This is a genomic window from Clostridioides sp. ES-S-0108-01, from assembly GCF_020662285.1.
Lineage (GTDB): Bacteria > Bacillota > Clostridia > Peptostreptococcales > Peptostreptococcaceae > Clostridioides.
On record NZ_JADGMN010000030.1, the window covers coordinates 1 to 20,009 of the forward strand.

A 20,009-nucleotide genomic window follows, 5' to 3' on the forward strand; every position below is an offset into this window, starting at 1 on the left:
ATGTGGTTACAATAGCAGAGAGGATACACCTGTTCCCATTCCGAACACAGAAGTTAAGCTCTCTAGCGCTGATGGTACTTGGTGGGAAACTGCCTGGGAGAGTAGGACGTAGCCACGTAATTTTTTTGAGTAAACTTATTAAAATTAAAAAAAGTTTTGTTTTTTATGTTTAGACCCTATAAAATTGGGACATAATATAATTGTAAAACTTAATATAGCAAAAATAAATTACTCAATCTCCCCCACTTAAAGACCTCTATCCCCCATAGAGGTCTTTTTTATTGTACTTTTGTATTCCAATCATTAAATTTTTCTTTATTGAATTTAAAATAACATTACACTCCCAAATGAAGTTTTATAAAAATAATTAGTCAGAAGATACTTATGGTTTTGAAACACCAATAGATATTTGGTTCTATGAAGCTATGGTGATGCAAAGTGGTGGAGAAATAGCTAATGGTAAAAAAGTAGCATTTAATAGTGTATTATGACCTGTAATGGGAGCAAATCCAAATATAGACTATAATATTGCAGAAATATGGGATCCTAATAGAGAAGATGACCCAAGAGAGATTTTTGAAAAAAGTTCCAGTAAGATTATAATGGATAGCATTTACAACAAACATTGTCATTATATTGATTGGAAGTTAGAACCGAACATGGATTTGTTCGGAGTAAATTGTGCAGTGGATATCATAAAGGAACATAAGCAAGATTTAATGTTAATATATTTGGCTACATTGGATTATACACGACATAATTACGGTTTATTTAATGATGAAGTAAATAAAGCATTGAAAATGAATAATGAATGGCTAGGATGTATAATTCAAGCTACAAAGGATGCTGGTACGTATAAGATACTAATTTTATAATACTTGGAGACCACGGTCATCTTAGAGTTGATAAAGTATTTATTTTCAATGTATAATGGCAATACCACTCATTTATAACATCCGTATTTAATATAATTAAAATGTGGTTTTTCAAAGAACAATTATCACATAGATTAGGGGTTCTTATGAACCCCTTCTCTTTTTTTGCACAAAAAGAGATGACTCAAATTTTTATTTTGAAATCTTCCCAAATATTAAAAAGTATAAAGAGAACTTAATGGTTAATCATATGAATTTTATTTATACAACCTTAGTTCTAGAGATTGCTTTAATATGTTCTAAAAATCTAGTTAGGTAGATAATAGATTGATTTTTAACCCTAAAATAGAACTATGGAGGGGTTTATTATATAAATGAAAAATTACTATTCATCTATTCAGTAAATAAAATATCAGATATAAGACGTATTTCTAAATCAGAAATTTCTATAGTATATTCCTTTTCAATTTCTGCAAAAGAATATTTTATGACTTCAATTTTTCTTTTTTGTTTTTTTAAAAACTCATCAATATCTAACTGCTCATCAACACTTTCTTTTCTAAGTATTCTTTCTACCATGCAACATGTATGTAAATATAGTAAGAAACGTCTATTGTTTGAAAGATTAATATCAAATTTCTCTTCCATCTTATCAACAGCTTTTTCGATTGACTTTAATATTTTTCCTACATCCAATATTGTTAGATTTTCAATTATTTTTTTTATTGAAAAATTAAATACTAAATCCTTTTTTAGTTGCTCTTCATCAATTTCAAAATTACATTTTAATAAACTAATAAATTCATCAATTTCATCTCCAACTATTAATTGATCTAAGCCTATATAATTGACTCCTTCAATCTTAGGATTATTGGTTCCTATAATTGCAATAACTTTGTAGACTTGGAATGGTAGTTCTTTTAATTTATTTTGCTTCAACTTTTTATAGTCATAAGGAATTATTGTAAGTGATTTCTGATATTGTTTTAAACTATTTTCGAGTATTTCTTGTATTTGGATAGCACTTCCCATTCCTGTGTAACAACAAGTCAGTATTGCCTTTTTCTTTTTCTCAGTTGGATAAATTAACTTTCTATTGATATTTACATTGTTTAAAACTTCATTATTAATCTCATTTATATTTTTTTCTTTTATTAATAGACTGCCTACCTCTAAAACCAATGGAGTGGATACATAATCTATAAGCAATAATGGACCTTTTATTTTTTCTTTTAATCTATTACCTAAATCTGATAAAGATCCCATATCTACTAATAAAATCAAACCATTCTCTATGTTATTATTATCAATAAATTCAATAATCTTATTTTCTATATCATCAATTGTTATATCAATTGGCATATCAATAGCTTGAAAAAAATTTTTCTTTAATAACCTATTAGCCACATTTGCCATACTACTAGCTGTAGAATAACCATGAGCTAAGATTATTGCATTTATTCCACTTTTAAATTTCTGCATACTAGTACTATTTAAATAAAATGAAATAACAATTAAATCTTCCTCTAAAAACTCATAGTCTAATTGCTCACTTAAATTTCTTAGCATTAGTTTGGCTAACCATACTGAATTTGCCATATGATTATTTATAAAAGTTATTAACTTTGGTCTAATGCTGTTCCAATCTGGATGATTAATTAAAATTTCATGTTCTTCTTTAAAATATAATAGACTTGCTATTGAGATAATTTTATTACCATCCTGTTTAGTACCATAATTTTCCTCCATAAATTTAAATGTATGTCTTATATTAAATGATAATATAGAAAATAAACTCTGATTTTTAGCATACTCTGTATTAAATACTAAATCATCTAGTAATATATTTACATTGCTCATCATCTTTTTTATGTAGTATTCATATGTTATATTTCCACTTTCTGCAGATTTGAACTCTTCTATAAATTGAAAATATGTAGTAGCAATATTTTTTTCTTCTCTACTACTTATATTCAATAGTTCTGGACATCTATAATCATAACTTCTACATTGATATCTATTCGTAAACTGATAATTAAATGTTTCTTTTATATACTCCTCACAATCAGCAGGTAAATCGGTAATTTTTACCTTAATTAAATCAGTATTTTCTCCTCTTGTATAACTACTACCACAACTATATTTGACAATATTTTTTATCTTTCCTACATTTCCTTCATAATTACTTGAAAGTAGAAATGATATAACTTGACCTGAAACTTTTATAGATTTATTAAGAATCTCACTTTCTTTTAAAAAAAAACTATCTATCAAATTAAGTTTCTCATGCTGAGGTCTCTCTGAAAAGCTAGGTATATTCACTATAACAGGTAATCTCCTTATAAATGTTGGTAAAAAGGTTGATTGTATTGACTCCGTTGTAGCAAAAATTAATCTTACCTTAGCTTTCTTTTTTATGCTATTATCTCCAAAAGGAGAAAATTCACCTGAATCCATAAAAGTAAATAACTTTTCTTGACCTTCATCAGTTAATCTATGAACTTCATCTAAAAATAAAATTCCTCCATCTGCATTTTCAAGTAAACCTTTCTTATCTTTATCAGCACCAGTAAATGAGCCTTTAGCATGTCCAAACAAAATACTTGATAATAATTCTGGATTATGATAATACTGAGCACAATTTAAAGAAATAAATGGTGCTTTTTTAGAAATAAGATTTTCTTGTATGGAATAATCATATATACTTTTTGCTAAATAAGTCTTTCCAGAACCACTAGGTCCTAAAAGCATTATAGGTAATCCATTTTGGGGATATAGTATAGCTGTTTTTATCTGATCAATTTGTTCTTTTAAACTTCCTTTTGCACCAATTACATTATTTAAAGAAGCTTTAGAACTATTACTTTTATTCTCATTAAATAATTCTTCCAATGATTCGTATTCACTTAATTCTACCTTGAAATAAAATTTTGAAAAAACATCTTTATCTAAAAAAATTACTGGATATTCTTTAACTTTTATGACGTTACCACGTTTAACTTCTTTATTTAAATAACTACTTACAGTACTTCTACTTAAATTTATATTATTAGCAATAGAATTTGTAGAATGCAGTTTTATATTATCCTTATCAAAATTTTCAGTAATCTTCTTTAAATAATTAGATAAATATTTTTCCATAGCATCTACACCCTTCCTGTAAATGTTTTTTATTATAGTTTATTTTATAATATTTCACAATTTTTAAAAAGCAAAGAAACTGAATGCTTTCAATTTCTTTGCTAGAGTTTCGTTTAATTCAATATTAGTATTCTAATTTCCACATATATCTTCTCCTAGTTAATGGATGTTGACGTGCTTCTGATAATTCTTCAGCATATACTCTAAACACAGCCGTTAACAACAGAGGATTGAAGTAATCTATTACTGATTTTGAAATTTCAGCTGATAGCCCATAGTCTAATGCATCTACTACAGTTGTTTTTGCATTAAAACGATTTAAAAAAGTTAATGCACGTGAATCTATTGCTCTTGTTCTACCATCATTCATAAATAATATAAATGGCACATCTTTATCCACTATCTCAAATGGTCCATGAAAGAATTCCCCTGAATGAAACGTTCCTGAGTTAACCCATTGCATTTCCATCATTAAACAAATTGATGTAGAGTAAGCAACTTCAAGTGTAGCTCCACTACTCATTACGTATATAACTGGTGCATCTTTATATTCTTCTGCAAATTTTTTAGCATATAATCTAGCTGAAATAGCAGCTTTATCTGCTAAATCATAAATCTTATCAAACCCATCTTTCATTACTTCATAATTATCATATCCCTCAAATTGTTGTAATATCTCCATTGCTAATTCTAAAGCAAATCCCATTTTTTCTATTTTTGCACCATAACTTTCAGCAAATCTATGGTATATCACATATTCTGCATCCTTAGTCAATGGTGATTCTACTGAATGAGTTAACGTTATAACATGAGCCCCTAATTTTTTTGCTCTCTCATTAGCTTTTACAGTTTCTGGAGTTGTTCCACCTAATGATGCTGATATAACAATTGTTGTTTCATCTACAGCTTCTGGAGTAGCATAGTTAAATTCATTTGCAGTATAATGGCTTATACGTATTTTTTTTGAATTGCCATCTAAGAAATATTTTGCTGGATATAATTCTGCTTTAGAAGCTCCACATCCTACAAAAACTACACTTTTAATTTCACTTTGCTTTACCTTGATGTCCTCAATAATTTGTTTTGGTGTCATATTAGTAATCATTTTTAAATCCTCCTGTTTTTATAAAACTTATACATATTTATTAAATTTATTTTCAATTCCATTTGGAATCTTTAGCTTTTAAGCAAATATGCCTAGAGCACTAAATAATAATCCGCTAGCTATGCATATTGTAAGCATCCATCCTGTTTTAACTTTTTTCCTTAATAGCCAATACATAAGAAAAGTTATCCCTAATGGAATAATTTGTGGTACAATTCCATCTAAAACATCTTGTAATATAAATTTATTAAAAGTTATTGGAGTAGTAATTCCTATCATACTTGCCATCATTGAGCCAATAACCATCAACCCAACTATCGAACAAACATACATTACTTTCTCCATAAGTCCTTCATTATATAATTTTGATAAATATTTATTTCCCATTAAATAACCAATTTTGCCACCATAGTATGTTACAAAATAAGATGGTATAAAAGATATTAAAATTGCTAATATTGGTCCTGCTATACTTCCTTGCTGAGCAAGATTTATTCCCAGACCAAATGCTAAGATACGAATAGTACCTTGAAAAAATGAATCGCCAACGCCTGATAAAGGTCCCATTAATGAGGTTTTCATTGCATTTATAGATTCTGGATCAATATTTTCTCTATGTTCATAATATTGTTCTTCCATTGCAGCACTCAAACCTAACACAAATGCACTTGTTTGAGGTGTACAATTATAAAATCTCAAATGTCTTTTATATGCATCTTTTTTAAGTTCAGCATCTTTAGGATCTTTATAGATTTCATCAAGAATAGGTGAAATACCATATAAAAATCCCATGTTCATTTGTCTTTCATAATTCCAAGATGCTTGAATACTCCATGAACGCCAAAAGAATTTTCTATACTTCCAAGCATTTTTATCTTTTTCTCTTTTAAAAATTTTTTTGCTTTCCATTTCTATTCCTCCTTCTTTTGAGATTTATAGCGTATCAAAATCATTAATGCTATCTAATTCATCTACTGATTGATTTTCTTTTTTAAACTTAAATTCAGCTAATATGAAGGATAATGTACAAGCAAATATTGCTATACCTGTTACACTTAACCCTGAGTATGCGGTGATAAAGAATCCAATCAATAAGAAAGGTAACATTTTACCTGAAAGCATTGTACTTAGTAATAAAGCAAAACCATAAGCAGGTAATATTTTACTTGCAAGTGTTAAACCGTTTGTTAACCATCCTGGAATATTGTCTACGATACTTTTTACTAAATCTGTTCCAAAATATATAGCTAAAAAAATAGGTAAAAAGTACATAAATGAATATAAAATCGGCCCCCAAATGATATGAACTCTACATGCATTTTTATATTCGCCTTTTTCTATAAAATAATCTGATGTATGAGTCATTTTTGAAAGTATAGTTCTAATTAGTATTGCGAGCATCTGACCAAATACAGCAATTGGAATTGCAATTGTTAATGCTGTTTCAGCATCTGAATTAGAAAGTATGGCAAATGCTGTTGCTATTATTGATCCCATATTCATATCAGGCGGTGCAGCTGCTCCTATATTTACTATACCAAGTGACATTAATTCAAGAGAAGCACCTACCATCAACCCTTTTTCCATATCACCTAGAACTATACCTACTAAAGTACTCACAATAAGAGGTCTCTCAAAATTTAAACGGCCTAATAATCTAGAGTCCAGAATACAAAACACACCTATAAGACCTAGTAATATTGATTGAAATAACATATTTTAACCTCCTTATATATAAATTTAAATTTTAGATGTTAAATCTTCTGATTTAGAAGTTGGTACCTGTTGCATATATAGCTTAATTCCCATTTCTTTAAGCTTTATTGAATCGTTTAATTCTTCTTCATTTAAAAAAATTGCATTACTATATTGAGTTGAGTTTTCCTTCTTAGCAATTCCTCCATAATTTATTTCTTTAATATTGGGATATTCCTCACAAAATTTACGTATTGATTTAGTACTACCAAATACTAACATTATATTTTCATTTAATTGTTCTATCTTTTTCATCTTAAAAAGTGCATCTTTAACTGTAAAAATATTCAACTTTACACCTGAAGGTTTAGATAAGTTTAAAGATATTTTCTTTAATTCATCTGTTGCTGAAAAATCATCAATTATAATTATTCTTGAAATACTCAAGCTCTTTGTCCATGAAAAAACTACTTGTCCATGTAATAGGCGATGGTCAATTCTAACTAATTTAATCATAAATCCTCATCCTTTCCACTGATTGATTCTCTAATTAATTCGTTGCAATAAACGATTGATTGCTGACTATCTTTAATAAATTCTTTTAATAATTCTATAGAAATTTCATTACATATTGCTATAGAGATAACTAATGGTAGATTAATTCCAGAAATTATATGTATCTTTGGATAATCCTTAAGTAAAGACATCATTTCATTATTTACGCTTCCCCCTAAAATATCTGTTAATATAAAAATTTCCTTTGTTTCATAATTTTCTTTGATAACTTTTTCAATTAATACTTTTATATTTTCTTCCTCATCTCTATACGAAGAAAAAGCTTTAACTGATTCTGCATTCCCTATAATCATCTCTAGAGCATTTTTTATTCCTTTTGCCATGCTTCCATGACTTGCTAAAATAATTTGATTCACATTTTTACCTCCCTTCTTATCTATACAATTATTTATAGCAATCTACATGCCAAATTTTTAATTGTCTGATGCAATACAGACAAATTCAACGTTTCTAGAAAATGAACTTTATTAAATCAACACTTATTTATTTAATATTAACAGTGTTGAATATAACTGTTGAATTTTTAGGTAAAACCATGTAACCATAAAACTGATAGGCTAAATAAATTTAAGAATCCTGTGTCAATTTAAAATGAGATGAGAGCAAAGCAGAAGAACTAAATTATTATCTGTGATATTAATGGCTGTTAATCACAAAACTTTGCTCTTAACAGAAGGGGATGTCTTAAAATAAACATTTGATTAGAAAAAATCAATTTCGAGATAACTTCTTTTTTATATTTTAGATTTAAGTAAAATTTAAATGGGTAAAATATTTAAAATAACTTAAACAATTTTATAAAGGTATGATATAATAATACATGTTAGGAACTAATGTTCGAAAAAAGGAGTGATATAATGGATTTTAAAATAAAATCAGACTTCAAACCTACAGGTGACCAACCAGAAGCTATTAAATCAATAGTGGATTCTATAAATAGAAACGAGAAATTTTCAACTTTATTAGGAGTAACGGGTTCAGGAAAAACATTCACAATGGCAAATATCATTCAGCAAGTTAAGAAACCTACCCTAATAATGGCTCATAATAAGACACTAGCGGCACAGCTTTACAGTGAGTTTAAAGAATTTTTCCCAGACAATGCAGTTGAATATTTTGTAAGTTACTATGATTACTATCAACCAGAAGCATATGTAGCTCACAGTGACACTTATATAGAGAAAGATGCAAGTATAAATGACGAAATAGATAAGCTTCGACATTCTGCTACAGCATCTATTTTAGAGAGAAGAGATACTATAATAATATCTTCTGTATCTTGTATATATGGGCTTGGTGACCCAAAAGACTATAAAGAACTTATGTTATCTATAAGACCAGGTATGCAAAGAGACAGAGATGATGTAATAAAAAGGTTAATAGAGATACAATACGAAAGAAATGACATAAATTTTACAAGAGGTACTTTTAGAGTTAGAGGAGATATACTAGAGATATTCCCAGCTAGTAATGATGAAAAAGCAATAAGAATAGAGTTTTTTGGAGATGAAGTAGATAGGATAACGGAGATTGATTATGTAACAGGAAAGATTGTTGGTACTAGAAATCATGTTGTTATATTCCCAGCATCTCACTATGTAACAACTCCAGAAAGAATTGAAAAGGCGATTGTAGAAATAGAAGATGAACTTCAAGAACAAATTAAATTTTTCAAGGAGAATGATAGACTCTTAGAAGCACAAAGAATTGAGCAAAGAACTAAGTACGATATAGAGATGCTAAAAGAAATAGGGTTTTGTCAGGGAATAGAGAACTATTCAAGACATATTACAGGAAGGTCAGAAGGAGAAAGACCATATACCTTAATGGACTTCTTTCCAGATGATTATTTAATAATTGTAGACGAGGCACACGTTACTATACCACAAGTAAGAGGTATGTATGCAGGAGATAGGTCTAGAAAGACATCACTTATAGAGAATGGTTTTAGATTACCTTCTGCACTTGACAATAGACCATTAAATTTTCAAGAATTTGAAGGAAATATAAATCAGATGTTGTTTGTAAGTGCTACACCAGGACCTTATGAAATCCAACATTCAGAGACTATAGCAGAACAGATAATAAGACCAACTGGGCTTTTAGATCCAATTGTAGAAGTAAGACCTATCAATAATCAAATAGATGATTTAGTAGGAGAAATAACTAAAACTATAGAAAAAAATGAAAGAGTACTTATAACCACTTTAACTAAAAAAATGAGTGAGGACTTGACTAATTATCTTAAAGAGATAGGAATAAAAGTTAAATATTTGCATTCAGATATAGTTACACTAGAAAGAACAGAAATAATAAGAGATTTAAGACTAGGAAAATTTGATGTACTTGTAGGAATAAATTTACTTAGAGAAGGGTTAGATATACCAGAAGTTTCACTGATAGCAATTTTAGATGCGGATAAAGAAGGTTTCTTACGTTCCGAAACAGCGTTAATACAGACTATTGGACGTGCTGCTAGAAATGAAAATGGAAGAGTAATCATGTATGCAGACAGAATAACTGACTCAATGCAAAATGCTATTGATGAAACAAAGAGAAGAAGAGATATACAAAATTTATATAATGAAGAGCATAATATCACTCCTAAGACTATACAGAAAAATATAAGAGATAGTATAGAAGCTACTAAGGTGGCAGAGGAAGAAGTTGTATATGGAATATCTGACACAGATGATAAAGATGAAATAAGAGATAATATAGAAAAATTAAAATCAGAGATGATGGAGGCTGCTCAAAATTTACAATTTGAGAGAGCAGCAGAACTTAGAGATAAAATAAAACAATTAGAAGAAAAATTGGAAAAATAGAAAGGTAAAAACAACGTTATGGAAGATAAAATTATAATAAGAGGAGCAAAAGAGCATAATTTAAAAAATATAGATTTAGAACTACCAAGAGATAAATTTATTGTTTTTACAGGGTTATCAGGTTCTGGGAAGTCTTCTTTGGCATTCGATACAATATATGCAGAAGGTCAAAGAAGATATGTAGAGAGTTTATCTGCTTATGCTAGACAATTTTTAGGTCAAATGGAGAAGCCAAATGTAGAATATATTGAAGGTTTATCACCAGCTATCTCAATTGACCAGAAGACTACATCAAAAAATCCACGTTCTACTGTTGGAACAGTAACAGAAATATATGACTATCTAAGACTATTATTTGCAAGAGTAGGAGATGTGTATTGTCCTACATGTGGTGAAAAAATAAGTCAAATGACTATTCAAGAAATAGTTGATAAGATGCTAGACTTTCCAGATAGAACGAAGTTACAAATACTTTCACCAATTATTAGAGGGCAAAAAGGTACACATAAAAAAGTCTTAGATAGTATCAAAAAAGAAGGATTTGTAAGAGTTAGGGTTGATGGTGAAAACTATGAAGTCAGTGATGATATAGCTCTAAATAAAAACCAAAAACATAATATAGAGGTTGTAGTAGACAGGATAGTAATTAAAGATGGAATTGAATCTAGATTAGCAGACTCAATTGAGACTGCAGTTAAGCTATCTGATGGTCTTGTAATAGCTCAAATAATAGATGGAGAGGAAATTCTTTTTTCAACTAAATTTGCATGCCCAGAACATGGAATTGGTATAGAAGAATTATCTCCAAGAATGTTTTCATTTAATGCTCCTTTTGGTGCTTGTGATGTTTGTAATGGTCTTGGGGAAAGTAAGGAAGTTGACCCAGAATTGGTTGTACCAAATAAAGATTTATCAATAAAACAAGGTGCAGTGGCTGCATGGGGGTCAACAGGTGTTAATGATGATACTTATTATAGTAAAATGATAAAAAGCTTAGCAGAACACTTTAATGTATCTTTGACAACTCCATTTAAAGATTTACCAGAGGATTTTGTTGAGGAATTACTTTATGGTAAAGACAATATAATTGTAGAGTTTACTTATGAATCAAAATTTGGAGGAACTAGAAATTATAAGTCATATTTTGAAGGAGTAGTAGTAAACTTAGAGAGAAGATATAGAGAAACCAACTCAGAGTACATGAGAGATAAGATTGAAGAATATATGGCAGAAAGACCATGTCCAAAATGTAAAGGAATGAGACTTAAAAAGGAAGTTTTATCTGTTTTGGTTGACGGGAAAAACATAATGGAAGTTACAAACTTATCTGTAAATGAATTGATTGACTTTATGGAAAATATAAACCTTACAGAAAAACAAAGATTTATAGCTCATGAGATTATAAAAGAGATAAAAGGAAGAGCTATGTTTTTAAGAGACGTAGGTCTTGATTATTTAAATTTATCAAGAAAAGCTGGAACTTTATCAGGAGGAGAAGCACAACGTATAAGATTAGCAACTCAAATAGGTTCTGCATTAGTTGGAGTTTTATATGTACTTGATGAGCCAAGTATAGGTCTTCATCAAAGAGATAATGATAGGCTTATAGCTACTCTTAGACATCTAACCGATTTGGGAAATACTTTAATCGTTGTAGAGCATGATGAAGATACAATGAGAGAAGCTGACTATGTTTTAGATATTGGTCCAGGTGCAGGCATACATGGCGGTGAGATAGTTGCGCAGGGTACTTTGGATGAAATAATTGAAAATGAAAACTCAATAACAGGTCAGTATCTAAGTGGTAGAAAACAAATATTGCTTCCAGAGACTACTAGGGAAGGAAATGGAAATTTTATAGAAGTAGTTAAAGCATCAGAAAATAATTTAAAAAATATAGATGTAAAATTCCCATTAGGTAAATTTACATGTATAACAGGTGTTTCAGGTTCTGGAAAAAGTACATTGATAAACGACATACTTTATAAAGGTGTTGCAAGTAAAGTAAATAGGTTTAAACAAAGAGCAGGTAAACATAAGGAAATAAAAGGAATCGAAAATATAGATAAGGTTATAAATATAGACCAAAGCCCAATTGGAAGAACACCTCGTTCAAATCCTGCCACTTATACAGGCGTATTTGACTTTATAAGAGATATTTTTGCAGCTACTAATGAAGCTAAAGCAAGAGGTTATAAAAAAGGAAGATTTAGTTTCAATGTAAAAGGTGGTAGATGCGAAGCTTGTAAGGGTGATGGAATAATAAAAATAGAAATGCACTTCTTACCAGATGTATATGTTCCTTGTGAAATTTGTAAAGGTGAAAGATATAATAGAGAAACATTGCAAGTAAAATACAAAGATAAAACTATATCTGATATACTGGATATGAATGTGGAAGAAGCTGTTGAGTTTTTTGAAAATATACCGAATATAAAAAGAAAACTAGAGACTTTAATGGATGTAGGACTTTCGTATATCAAATTAGGACAGCCTTCAACTCAATTATCAGGAGGGGAAGCACAACGTATAAAATTAGCTGCTGAACTTAGTAAAAGACCAACAGGAAAGACTTTATATATATTAGATGAACCTACTACTGGACTTCATATGGCAGATGTAGATAAGCTAATCCAAGTATTACAAAGATTAGCAGATACAGGAAATACAATTATAGTTATAGAGCATAATCTAGATGTTATAAAGACTTGTGATTATGTAATAGACTTAGGACCAGAAGGTGGAGATAAAGGTGGAACTATAGTTGCAACTGGAACTCCAAAAGAAGTATCTAGAGTTGAGGGTTCTTATACAGGTCAATTCTTAAAGAAATATTTTTCTTAAATTATATAAATTGTGAAAAATTTTAGAGATATATAAGCTAAGTTGCTCTGTTATAAGTAAATTAGTCAAATACAAGTTGTAAATAGTAATCCAAAGTAAAGTCCATATTACTCTTCATGGTTAAAAGTGTTTTTAAATCAATTATAGAAGGGAATATGGGCTTTAACTTGTCTAAAGTGCTGGAAATTGTATAACTTTTTAAATTTCATATTTTAGGGTATAATTTTAGTATAAAATTTAATGTTTTGGAGGGCGAGATGTTTGATATACAAGAGCATTTAAAAAAATTACCTTCTGAGCCCGGAGTATATTTAATGAAAGACAAATACGACCATATAATATATGTGGGAAAAGCCATATCTCTAAAAAATAGGGTAAGGCAGTATTTTCAATCTTCAAAAAACCATACATCTAAAGTAAAATCTATGGTTAAGAATATATATAAGTTTGAGTATATTATAACGGATTCAGAATTAGAGGCATTAATACTTGAATGTAATTTAATAAAAAGATACAGACCAAAGTATAATGTAGTGCTTAGAGATGATAAAACTTATCCATATATAAAAGTAACTACGAATGAAGATTATCCAAGAATCTTAAAAGTTAGAAGAGTTCTTAAAGATAAGGCAAAGTATTTTGGTCCATATACCAATATAACTGCTGTGAATGATACTTTGGAACTTATAAGTAGTACGTATCCAATAAGAAGCTGTAAAATAGATATAGATAAAGCAATAAAGAATAAGACAAGACCTTGTTTAAATCTACACATAAATAAATGTTTAGGACCTTGTACAGGAAATGTTTCTAAAGAAGAGTATGGAAAAATGATAGAAGAGATTATAATGTGTCTATCTGGTAAAGAAGAAAAATTGATGGAGCTTTTAAAGGAAAAAATGAATGAGAGTTCTATGAATTTTAGGTTTGAAGAAGCTGCTGTATATAGAGATAAAATAAAGAGCCTTGAAGAGATGATACAGAAACAAAAAATAGATGCTAATGTAAGTGACTTGAACCAAGATATAGTTGCAATGGCAAGAGCCCATAATGAAGCCTGTGTACAAGTCTTTTTTATAAGAAATGGTAAGATTGTAGGTAGAGAACATTTTATATTAGAAGGGGTAATGGATAGTCCAAGAGCTTCTATATTAGGTTCATTTGTAAAACAATTTTACAATGAGCAAGAATATATACCCAAAGAATTAATTATAGAAGATGAGATAGAAGATAGTTCTATATTAGAGGAATGGTTGTCATCCAAAAAGGGTCAAAAAGTAACGATAAGAGTTCCACAAAAAGGAGAAAAGAAAAGCTTAGTTGAAATGGTCAGAAAAAATGCTGTAGAGTATCTTGAAAAGTTTTCTGATATGAACAAAAGAAAATACGAAAAAAGCATTGGTGCATTAGAAGAATTAAAAAAATTATTAAATTTGGAAAAGTTGCCAATAAGAATAGAGGCTTTTGATATATCAAATATACAAGGTGTAGATTCAATTGGTTCTATGGTAGTATATACAAATGCTAAGAAGGACAAAAAAGAATATAGGAGATATAAAATAAAAACAGTTATTGGACCTAATGATTATGATTCTATGGCTGAAATTGTAGATAGAAGATTGAAGCATGGGAATTTACCTGATTTGATATTATTAGATGGTGGAAAGGGACAGGTTAGTGCAGTAAAAAAAGTATTAGAACTTAATGATATAGATATACCTCTTTGGGGAATGTACAAAGACGATAAACATAGAACTAAAGGATTGATATGTAAAGAAAAAGAAATAGAGCTAGATAAAACAACTAATTTATATAGATTTATTGCTAGTATACAAGAAGAAGTTCATAATTATGCAATAACATATCATAGAAGTTTAAGAAATAAAGCTTTGACAAAATCTATCTTAGATGATATACAGGGAATAGGTGAAAAAAGAAAGAAATCATTACTAAATCACTTTAAAGACGTAGATGTTATAAAAAAAGCTACTATGGAAGAACTTTTAGAAGTAGATGGAATGAATAAAAGCACTGCAGAGAATGTTTATAATTTTTTTAGAAAGGAAGAAAATTAATGGAAACTAGCAATAAGGTGTCAATAAGAGATATAATAAAAGAGTTGAAGTTAAAAGTAGTATACATGCCCGATGATGTAGATTATTATGTTTACTCACAAGATATAAATAGACCAGGATTACAGTTTGCAGGATATTTTGATTATTTTGCGTATGAAAGGATACAAATAGTTGGAAAGACAGAATATAATTTTTTTGGATTAATGGATAATCATATTCGAGAAGAAGTACTAGATAGATTTTTCTCATATGAAATACCAGCTTTAATAATTTCTAGAGATTTGGAAATCAAGCCCGATGTAATTGAAAAAGCTAAAAAATATAAAAGAATACTTTTGAGTACAAACAGAAATACCACTAGACTTATAAATAGACTGTCAAATTATTTGGATAATAAGTTAGCACCACATACAACAATTCACGGGGTGCTAGTAGATATTTATGGTATAGGTGTACTGATAAAAGGTGAAAGTAGTATAGGAAAGTCAGAAACAGCGTTAGAATTGATTCAAAGAGGCAATAGATTAGTTGCAGATGATGCTGTAGAAATAAGAAAACTAGACGAAAGTATGCTTATGGGTCAGTCACCTGAATTGATAAGACATTTTCTTGAGATAAGAGGAATAGGAATAATAGATGTTAGAAGTCTGTATGGAGTAGGGGCAATTAAAAATTCTAAAATGATAGATTTAGTAGTCCATCTAGAAGCTTGGGATGAGACTAAGTACTATGATAGACTTGGGCTTGATAAAGAATATGAGGAAATACTTGGTGTTAATGTAGAGAAATTGGTTGTACCTGTTAAACCTGGAAGAAATACTGCTATGATATTAGAAGTAGCAGCAATGAATTTTAGACAAAGAGGAATGGGGTATGATGCAGCTCAAGAGTTTACTAAAAAATTATCAAAATTAATTGATACTAAGTAGCACAGAATAATATTAAAATTAAATTGTATATAATATTTATTAATAATATATCATCATATAAGGACAATTTAAAATAATAGATTAAAATTATACTAGATTAATTTTATATTTGAATTTTATTATATAATAAGAAAGTTGGAATTTTTTATGGGAATAGATTATTTTAGTAAACTTTTAGAAAGTACTACTGAAAAAGAATTGCTCTTAAGTAAAAAGTCAAATAATATAAGCACAGCAAGACTAATCTCTTTTTTGATAGTGATAGCAGGATTTGCTATTGGATTTTATAATAAAAATATAGTGGGTATTTTTGTTGGAGTTATAGCAATTATATTATTTATATCACTCTTAGTTATTCATAATAAAGTAAAAGAAGAAGAAATGTATTTTAAAAGTAAGAGTGAAATAATAGACAAGTATATCAAACGATTTGGAGATGGATGGAAAGAGTTTAAACTAGATGGCAAAGAATATTTAAAAGATGATAATTCACAAGCAAAAGACTTGGATTTATTTGGAAGAGCTTCATTGTATCAATATATCTGTGTGGCTAATACATCTTATGGTAAGAAGTCTTTGGCTAAGTCATTGTGGAATGAAAATCCAGACGAAAAGATAATATCAGAGAGACAAATGGCGATAAAAGAACTTTTATCAAAAGATGAGTTTTCTATTCATATTCAAACACTGAGTAATATAATTGGTAAGGAGCAAAAAAATAACTCTGATGGGAGTATAGAAACATTTATAGAGTATGGAGAAAATAAAAATGTATATATACCCAAATGGATGCATATTTTTACTTGGGGTCTACCTACTGCTACAATCTTATCTTTTATATTCTTTGCGTTAGGTTTTTTACCTATTTTACCTGTTTTTTTACTTTTTATAATCCAGTTGGGATTTAGTGGTTTTGGACATCCAAGACTTATGCAAACTCTTTCTCCATTATTTTCATTTAGTAGAAGTATACAAGTATATGAGAAAATGTTTGAGGTTTTAGAAAAAGAGACGTTTGAGAGCGCTTATCTAAAAGAATTGCAAGAGAAGCTTTCTAAGGGAAGTGGAGTTTCAAAAGGTGTTAAACAATTGAATTCAATAGGAAATGCTGTAAATCTAAGATATAATCAGATAATATATATAATTGCTTGTAGTGCTTTAATGTGGAACTATCATTGTGCAGAAGCTCTGGAACGATGGAAAGGTATATATGGAAATCAAATTAGAGGCTGGCTTGAATCTATTGGGGAATTTGAAGCTCTAATAAGTTTAACAGTTATTGCCAATGTAAAGGAAAATACATGTTTTCCAGTAATAAAATATGAAGATACTCCAAGATTGAAAGTGGAAGAAGTATACCATCCACTAATCGCAGAAAAAAGTGTCATAGCAAATTCAATACAGTTAAATTCTCAGACATGCATTATTACAGGGTCAAATATGTCTGGAAAGACAACATTTTTAAGAAGTATAGGTGTAAACTTAGTATTGGCGTATGCAGGTGCTCCAGTATGTGCTAAGAGTTTTGATGCGACTTGCATGGCTATATTCACATCTATGAGAATACAAGATGATGTAAGTCAAGGAATATCAACTTTTTATGCTGAGATTCTTAGAATAAAATCAATGATTCAATATAGTTTAAAAGAGTTGCCAATGTTGGTTCTAGTAGATGAAATTTTTAGGGGTACTAACTCTGCTGATAGAATTGTTGGAGCAAGTGAGGCAGTGAAGAAATTATCAAGACCATGGATTATAAGTATGGTGACAACACATGACTTTGAGTTATGTGACCTTTCAGGTAGTGGAGATGTTGAAGTTGTGAACTATCATTTCTCAGAGTACTATGTAGATGATAAAATTCATTTTGACTATAGGATAAAGGATGGAAGATGTAAAACTACAAATGCAAAGCAACTTATGAGAATGGCAGGGATTCTTTAATTAATAGATAAGCTTATTTAGAAATATAATTTAATTGATTAAACTAATAAGGGGCTGTCTCAAAATAGAGAAGTCTCTTTTTCATTGTTGAAATTATGAAAATATATTTGATTTCATAAAAAAGAGTGCCTCATAAACTAAAAAGTTCATTTTGAGACACCCCATTTTATTTGAAAATAAATTTTTTAATTTGTTAGATGTTATTTAGCTTCTTCACAAGCACATTCTTGTGGACATTCTCCATAAATACAACTCTTATCAAAGTAATGAGTATGAAGGTATTTATGAGCTACGTCGCTATTTGGTTCTCCAAAGAAATCTTTATAAATAGCTTGTAAATCAGGATTCTCATGAGATTTACGAATAGCTTTGTTTCTATCTATTTCATATAACGCATTTGCACGTCTATCAACTATTTCAGTATTGCCATGGTGATAAGGTTGACCAGCACCTCCAACACATCCACCAGGACATGCCATAACTTCTATGATATGGTATTTACATTCTCCATTTCTAACCTTATCCATAATCTTTCTAGCATTTTTAAGTGTATTTACAATACATACATTAACTGTAGTTCCATCAACATCTATACTTGCTTCTCTAATTCCTTTAAGACCTCTAACATTAGTGAAGTTTACGTTATCTAAAGTCTTATTAGTTATCTTCTCATATGAAGTACGTAGGGCAGCTTCTAAAACTCCACCACTTGCTCCAAATATAGATGCAGCACCTGTAGATTTTCCTAAAGGATTATCAAAATCTTGGTCTTGAAGATTAGGTAAATCGATAGCAGCTTCTTTTATCATCTTAGCTAACTCTCTAGTAGTTATAGAAAGGTCAACGTCTAGTATTCCAGATTCACTTAATTCTTCTCTTGAAGCTTCATATTTTTTAGCTACACAAGGCATTACGGACACAACATAAAGTTCTTCAGGCTTGATTCCTAATATTTTAGGTGCATAGTAGTTTTTAGCTATAGAGCCGAACATACCTTGAGGAGACTTACAGCTAGATGCTAAGTTTAATTTATCTGGATAATTATGCTCTAAGAAGTTTACCCATGCAGGACAACAACTTGTTAATATAGGAAGATTTTCACCTTGTTGGATTCTTTCTATAAATTCAGTAGCTTCTTCCATTATAGTAAAGTCTGCACCAAAGTTTGTATCAAATACATGTTCAAATCCAAGTGCCTTTAAAGCAGCTACCATTTTTCCTGTAGAGATTGAACCTGGTTCTAAACCAAACTCTTCACCAATAGCAACTCTTACAGCAGGAGCAACTTGTACCACTATAGTTTTTTCTTTTTTATTTAAAACATCCCAAAGTTTAGGTACATTATCTACTTCTGTTAATGCCCCAGTTGGACAGACAGATATACATTGACCACAGAATGTACACTCTGTTTCAACCATATCAGAGTTAAAGAATGTACTAACTAAAGTATTAAATCCACGATTAACTCCAGATAATGCTCCTACTGTTTGTATATCATTACATACAGTTTCACATCTTCTACATAATATACACTTAGAATGGTCTTTAACTAAAGATTTAGTAGAAGTGTCTTTACCTGCAAAAGATTTAGAACCTTGATATCTTATTTTTCTTACTCCTAAATCAGCAGCTATAGTCTGTAATTCACAATCTCCATTTTTTTCACATACAAAACAATCTTGTGGATGGTCTGATAACAGTAATTCAACAATAGTTCTACGAGCGTTTAATGCTCTTGCACTATTAGTCTGAACCTTCATACCTTCCTTTATAACTGTTCCACAAGCTGGAACTAAGCCTCTCTCTGTCTCAACCATACAAACACGACAAGAAGCACAAGTGTCAAGCTTATCTATCTCATTCATATGTAAATGACAAAGGTTGTGTATTTTTATATTTATTAATTTCGCAGCATCTAAGATAGAAGTTCCACTAGGTGCTGAAACGTGTTTGCCATTAATAGTTAAATTAACTAAACTCATTGTTATTCCTCCTCC

The 20,009-nt window shown here is 29.6% G+C and carries 13 protein-coding genes and 1 rRNA gene; 7 read left to right on the plus strand and 7 right to left on the minus strand.

The features are described from left to right. Nucleotide 1: 1 nt before the first annotated feature. Nucleotides 2-118: ribosomal RNA gene (gene rrf / locus IR152_RS18110) — 5S ribosomal RNA — on the plus strand. Nucleotides 119-497: 379 nt separating this feature from the next. After that, the gene (locus IR152_RS18115; RefSeq protein ID WP_227453249.1) at nt 498-875 is read left to right on the plus strand and encodes an alkaline phosphatase family protein; all 378 of its coding nucleotides are present in this window, start codon (nt 498-500) and stop codon (nt 873-875) included. Between the two features lie 393 nt (nt 876-1,268). On the opposite strand, the gene IR152_RS18120 is transcribed toward IR152_RS18115, so the two are convergent. From IR152_RS18120 to IR152_RS18145, 6 genes are all read right to left on the minus strand, one after another. Next, a complete protein-coding gene (locus IR152_RS18120) occupies nt 1,269-4,016 on the minus strand; it encodes a sigma 54-interacting transcriptional regulator (RefSeq protein WP_227453250.1) in 2,748 nt (915 codons plus the stop codon). Between the two features lie 124 nt (nt 4,017-4,140). Next, nucleotides 4,141-5,121: an SIS domain-containing protein gene (locus IR152_RS18125; protein ID WP_227453251.1), complete on the minus strand. Its 981-nt coding sequence runs from the start codon at nt 5,119-5,121 to the stop codon at nt 4,141-4,143. Nucleotides 5,122-5,199: 78 nt separating this feature from the next. Continuing rightward, nucleotides 5,200-6,030, minus strand: a complete 831-nt coding sequence (locus IR152_RS18130) for a PTS system mannose/fructose/sorbose family transporter subunit IID (protein WP_227453252.1) — start codon at nt 6,028-6,030, stop codon at nt 5,200-5,202. A 24-nt stretch (nt 6,031-6,054) separates the two neighbouring features. Next, nucleotides 6,055-6,837 (minus strand): PTS mannose/fructose/sorbose/N-acetylgalactosamine transporter subunit IIC, encoded by a 783-nt coding sequence (locus tag IR152_RS18135; protein WP_227453253.1) that lies wholly within the window; start codon nt 6,835-6,837, stop codon nt 6,055-6,057. A 24-nt stretch (nt 6,838-6,861) separates the two neighbouring features. Continuing rightward, nucleotides 6,862-7,332: a PTS sugar transporter subunit IIB gene (locus IR152_RS18140; RefSeq protein WP_227453254.1), complete on the minus strand. Its 471-nt coding sequence runs from the start codon at nt 7,330-7,332 to the stop codon at nt 6,862-6,864. Then, the gene (locus IR152_RS18145; protein ID WP_227453255.1) at nt 7,329-7,748 is read right to left on the minus strand and encodes a PTS sugar transporter subunit IIA; all 420 of its coding nucleotides are present in this window, start codon (nt 7,746-7,748) and stop codon (nt 7,329-7,331) included. The genes IR152_RS18140 and IR152_RS18145 overlap by 4 nt, the downstream gene beginning before the upstream one ends. 501 nt (nt 7,749-8,249) lie before the next feature. Between IR152_RS18145 and uvrB the strand changes: the two genes are divergently transcribed. The 5 genes from uvrB (at nt 8,250) to IR152_RS18170 (ending at nt 18,012) form a co-directional block, all read left to right on the plus strand. After that, nucleotides 8,250-10,220, plus strand: a complete 1,971-nt coding sequence (uvrB, locus tag IR152_RS18150; protein WP_227453256.1) for an excinuclease ABC subunit UvrB — start codon at nt 8,250-8,252, stop codon at nt 10,218-10,220. An 18-nt stretch (nt 10,221-10,238) separates the two neighbouring features. Then, nucleotides 10,239-13,064, plus strand: a complete 2,826-nt coding sequence (gene uvrA / locus IR152_RS18155) for an excinuclease ABC subunit UvrA (RefSeq protein ID WP_227453257.1) — start codon at nt 10,239-10,241, stop codon at nt 13,062-13,064. Between the two features lie 257 nt (nt 13,065-13,321). Further along, nucleotides 13,322-15,139: an excinuclease ABC subunit UvrC gene (gene uvrC / locus IR152_RS18160; protein ID WP_227453258.1), complete on the plus strand. Its 1,818-nt coding sequence runs from the start codon at nt 13,322-13,324 to the stop codon at nt 15,137-15,139. Then, nucleotides 15,139-16,068: an HPr(Ser) kinase/phosphatase gene (gene hprK, locus IR152_RS18165; RefSeq protein WP_227453259.1), complete on the plus strand. Its 930-nt coding sequence runs from the start codon at nt 15,139-15,141 to the stop codon at nt 16,066-16,068. Before uvrC ends, hprK begins: the two co-directional genes overlap by 1 nt. Before the next feature lie 147 nt (nt 16,069-16,215). Then, the gene (locus IR152_RS18170) at nt 16,216-18,012 is read left to right on the plus strand and encodes a MutS-related protein (protein ID WP_227453260.1); all 1,797 of its coding nucleotides are present in this window, start codon (nt 16,216-16,218) and stop codon (nt 18,010-18,012) included. A 200-nt stretch (nt 18,013-18,212) separates the two neighbouring features. On the opposite strand, the gene IR152_RS18175 is transcribed toward IR152_RS18170, so the two are convergent. Continuing rightward, complete coding sequence (locus IR152_RS18175) at nt 18,213-19,994, minus strand: NADH-dependent [FeFe] hydrogenase, group A6 (RefSeq protein WP_227453261.1); 1,782 nt, start codon at nt 19,992-19,994, stop codon at nt 18,213-18,215. Between the last annotated feature and the right edge of the window lie 15 nt (nt 19,995-20,009).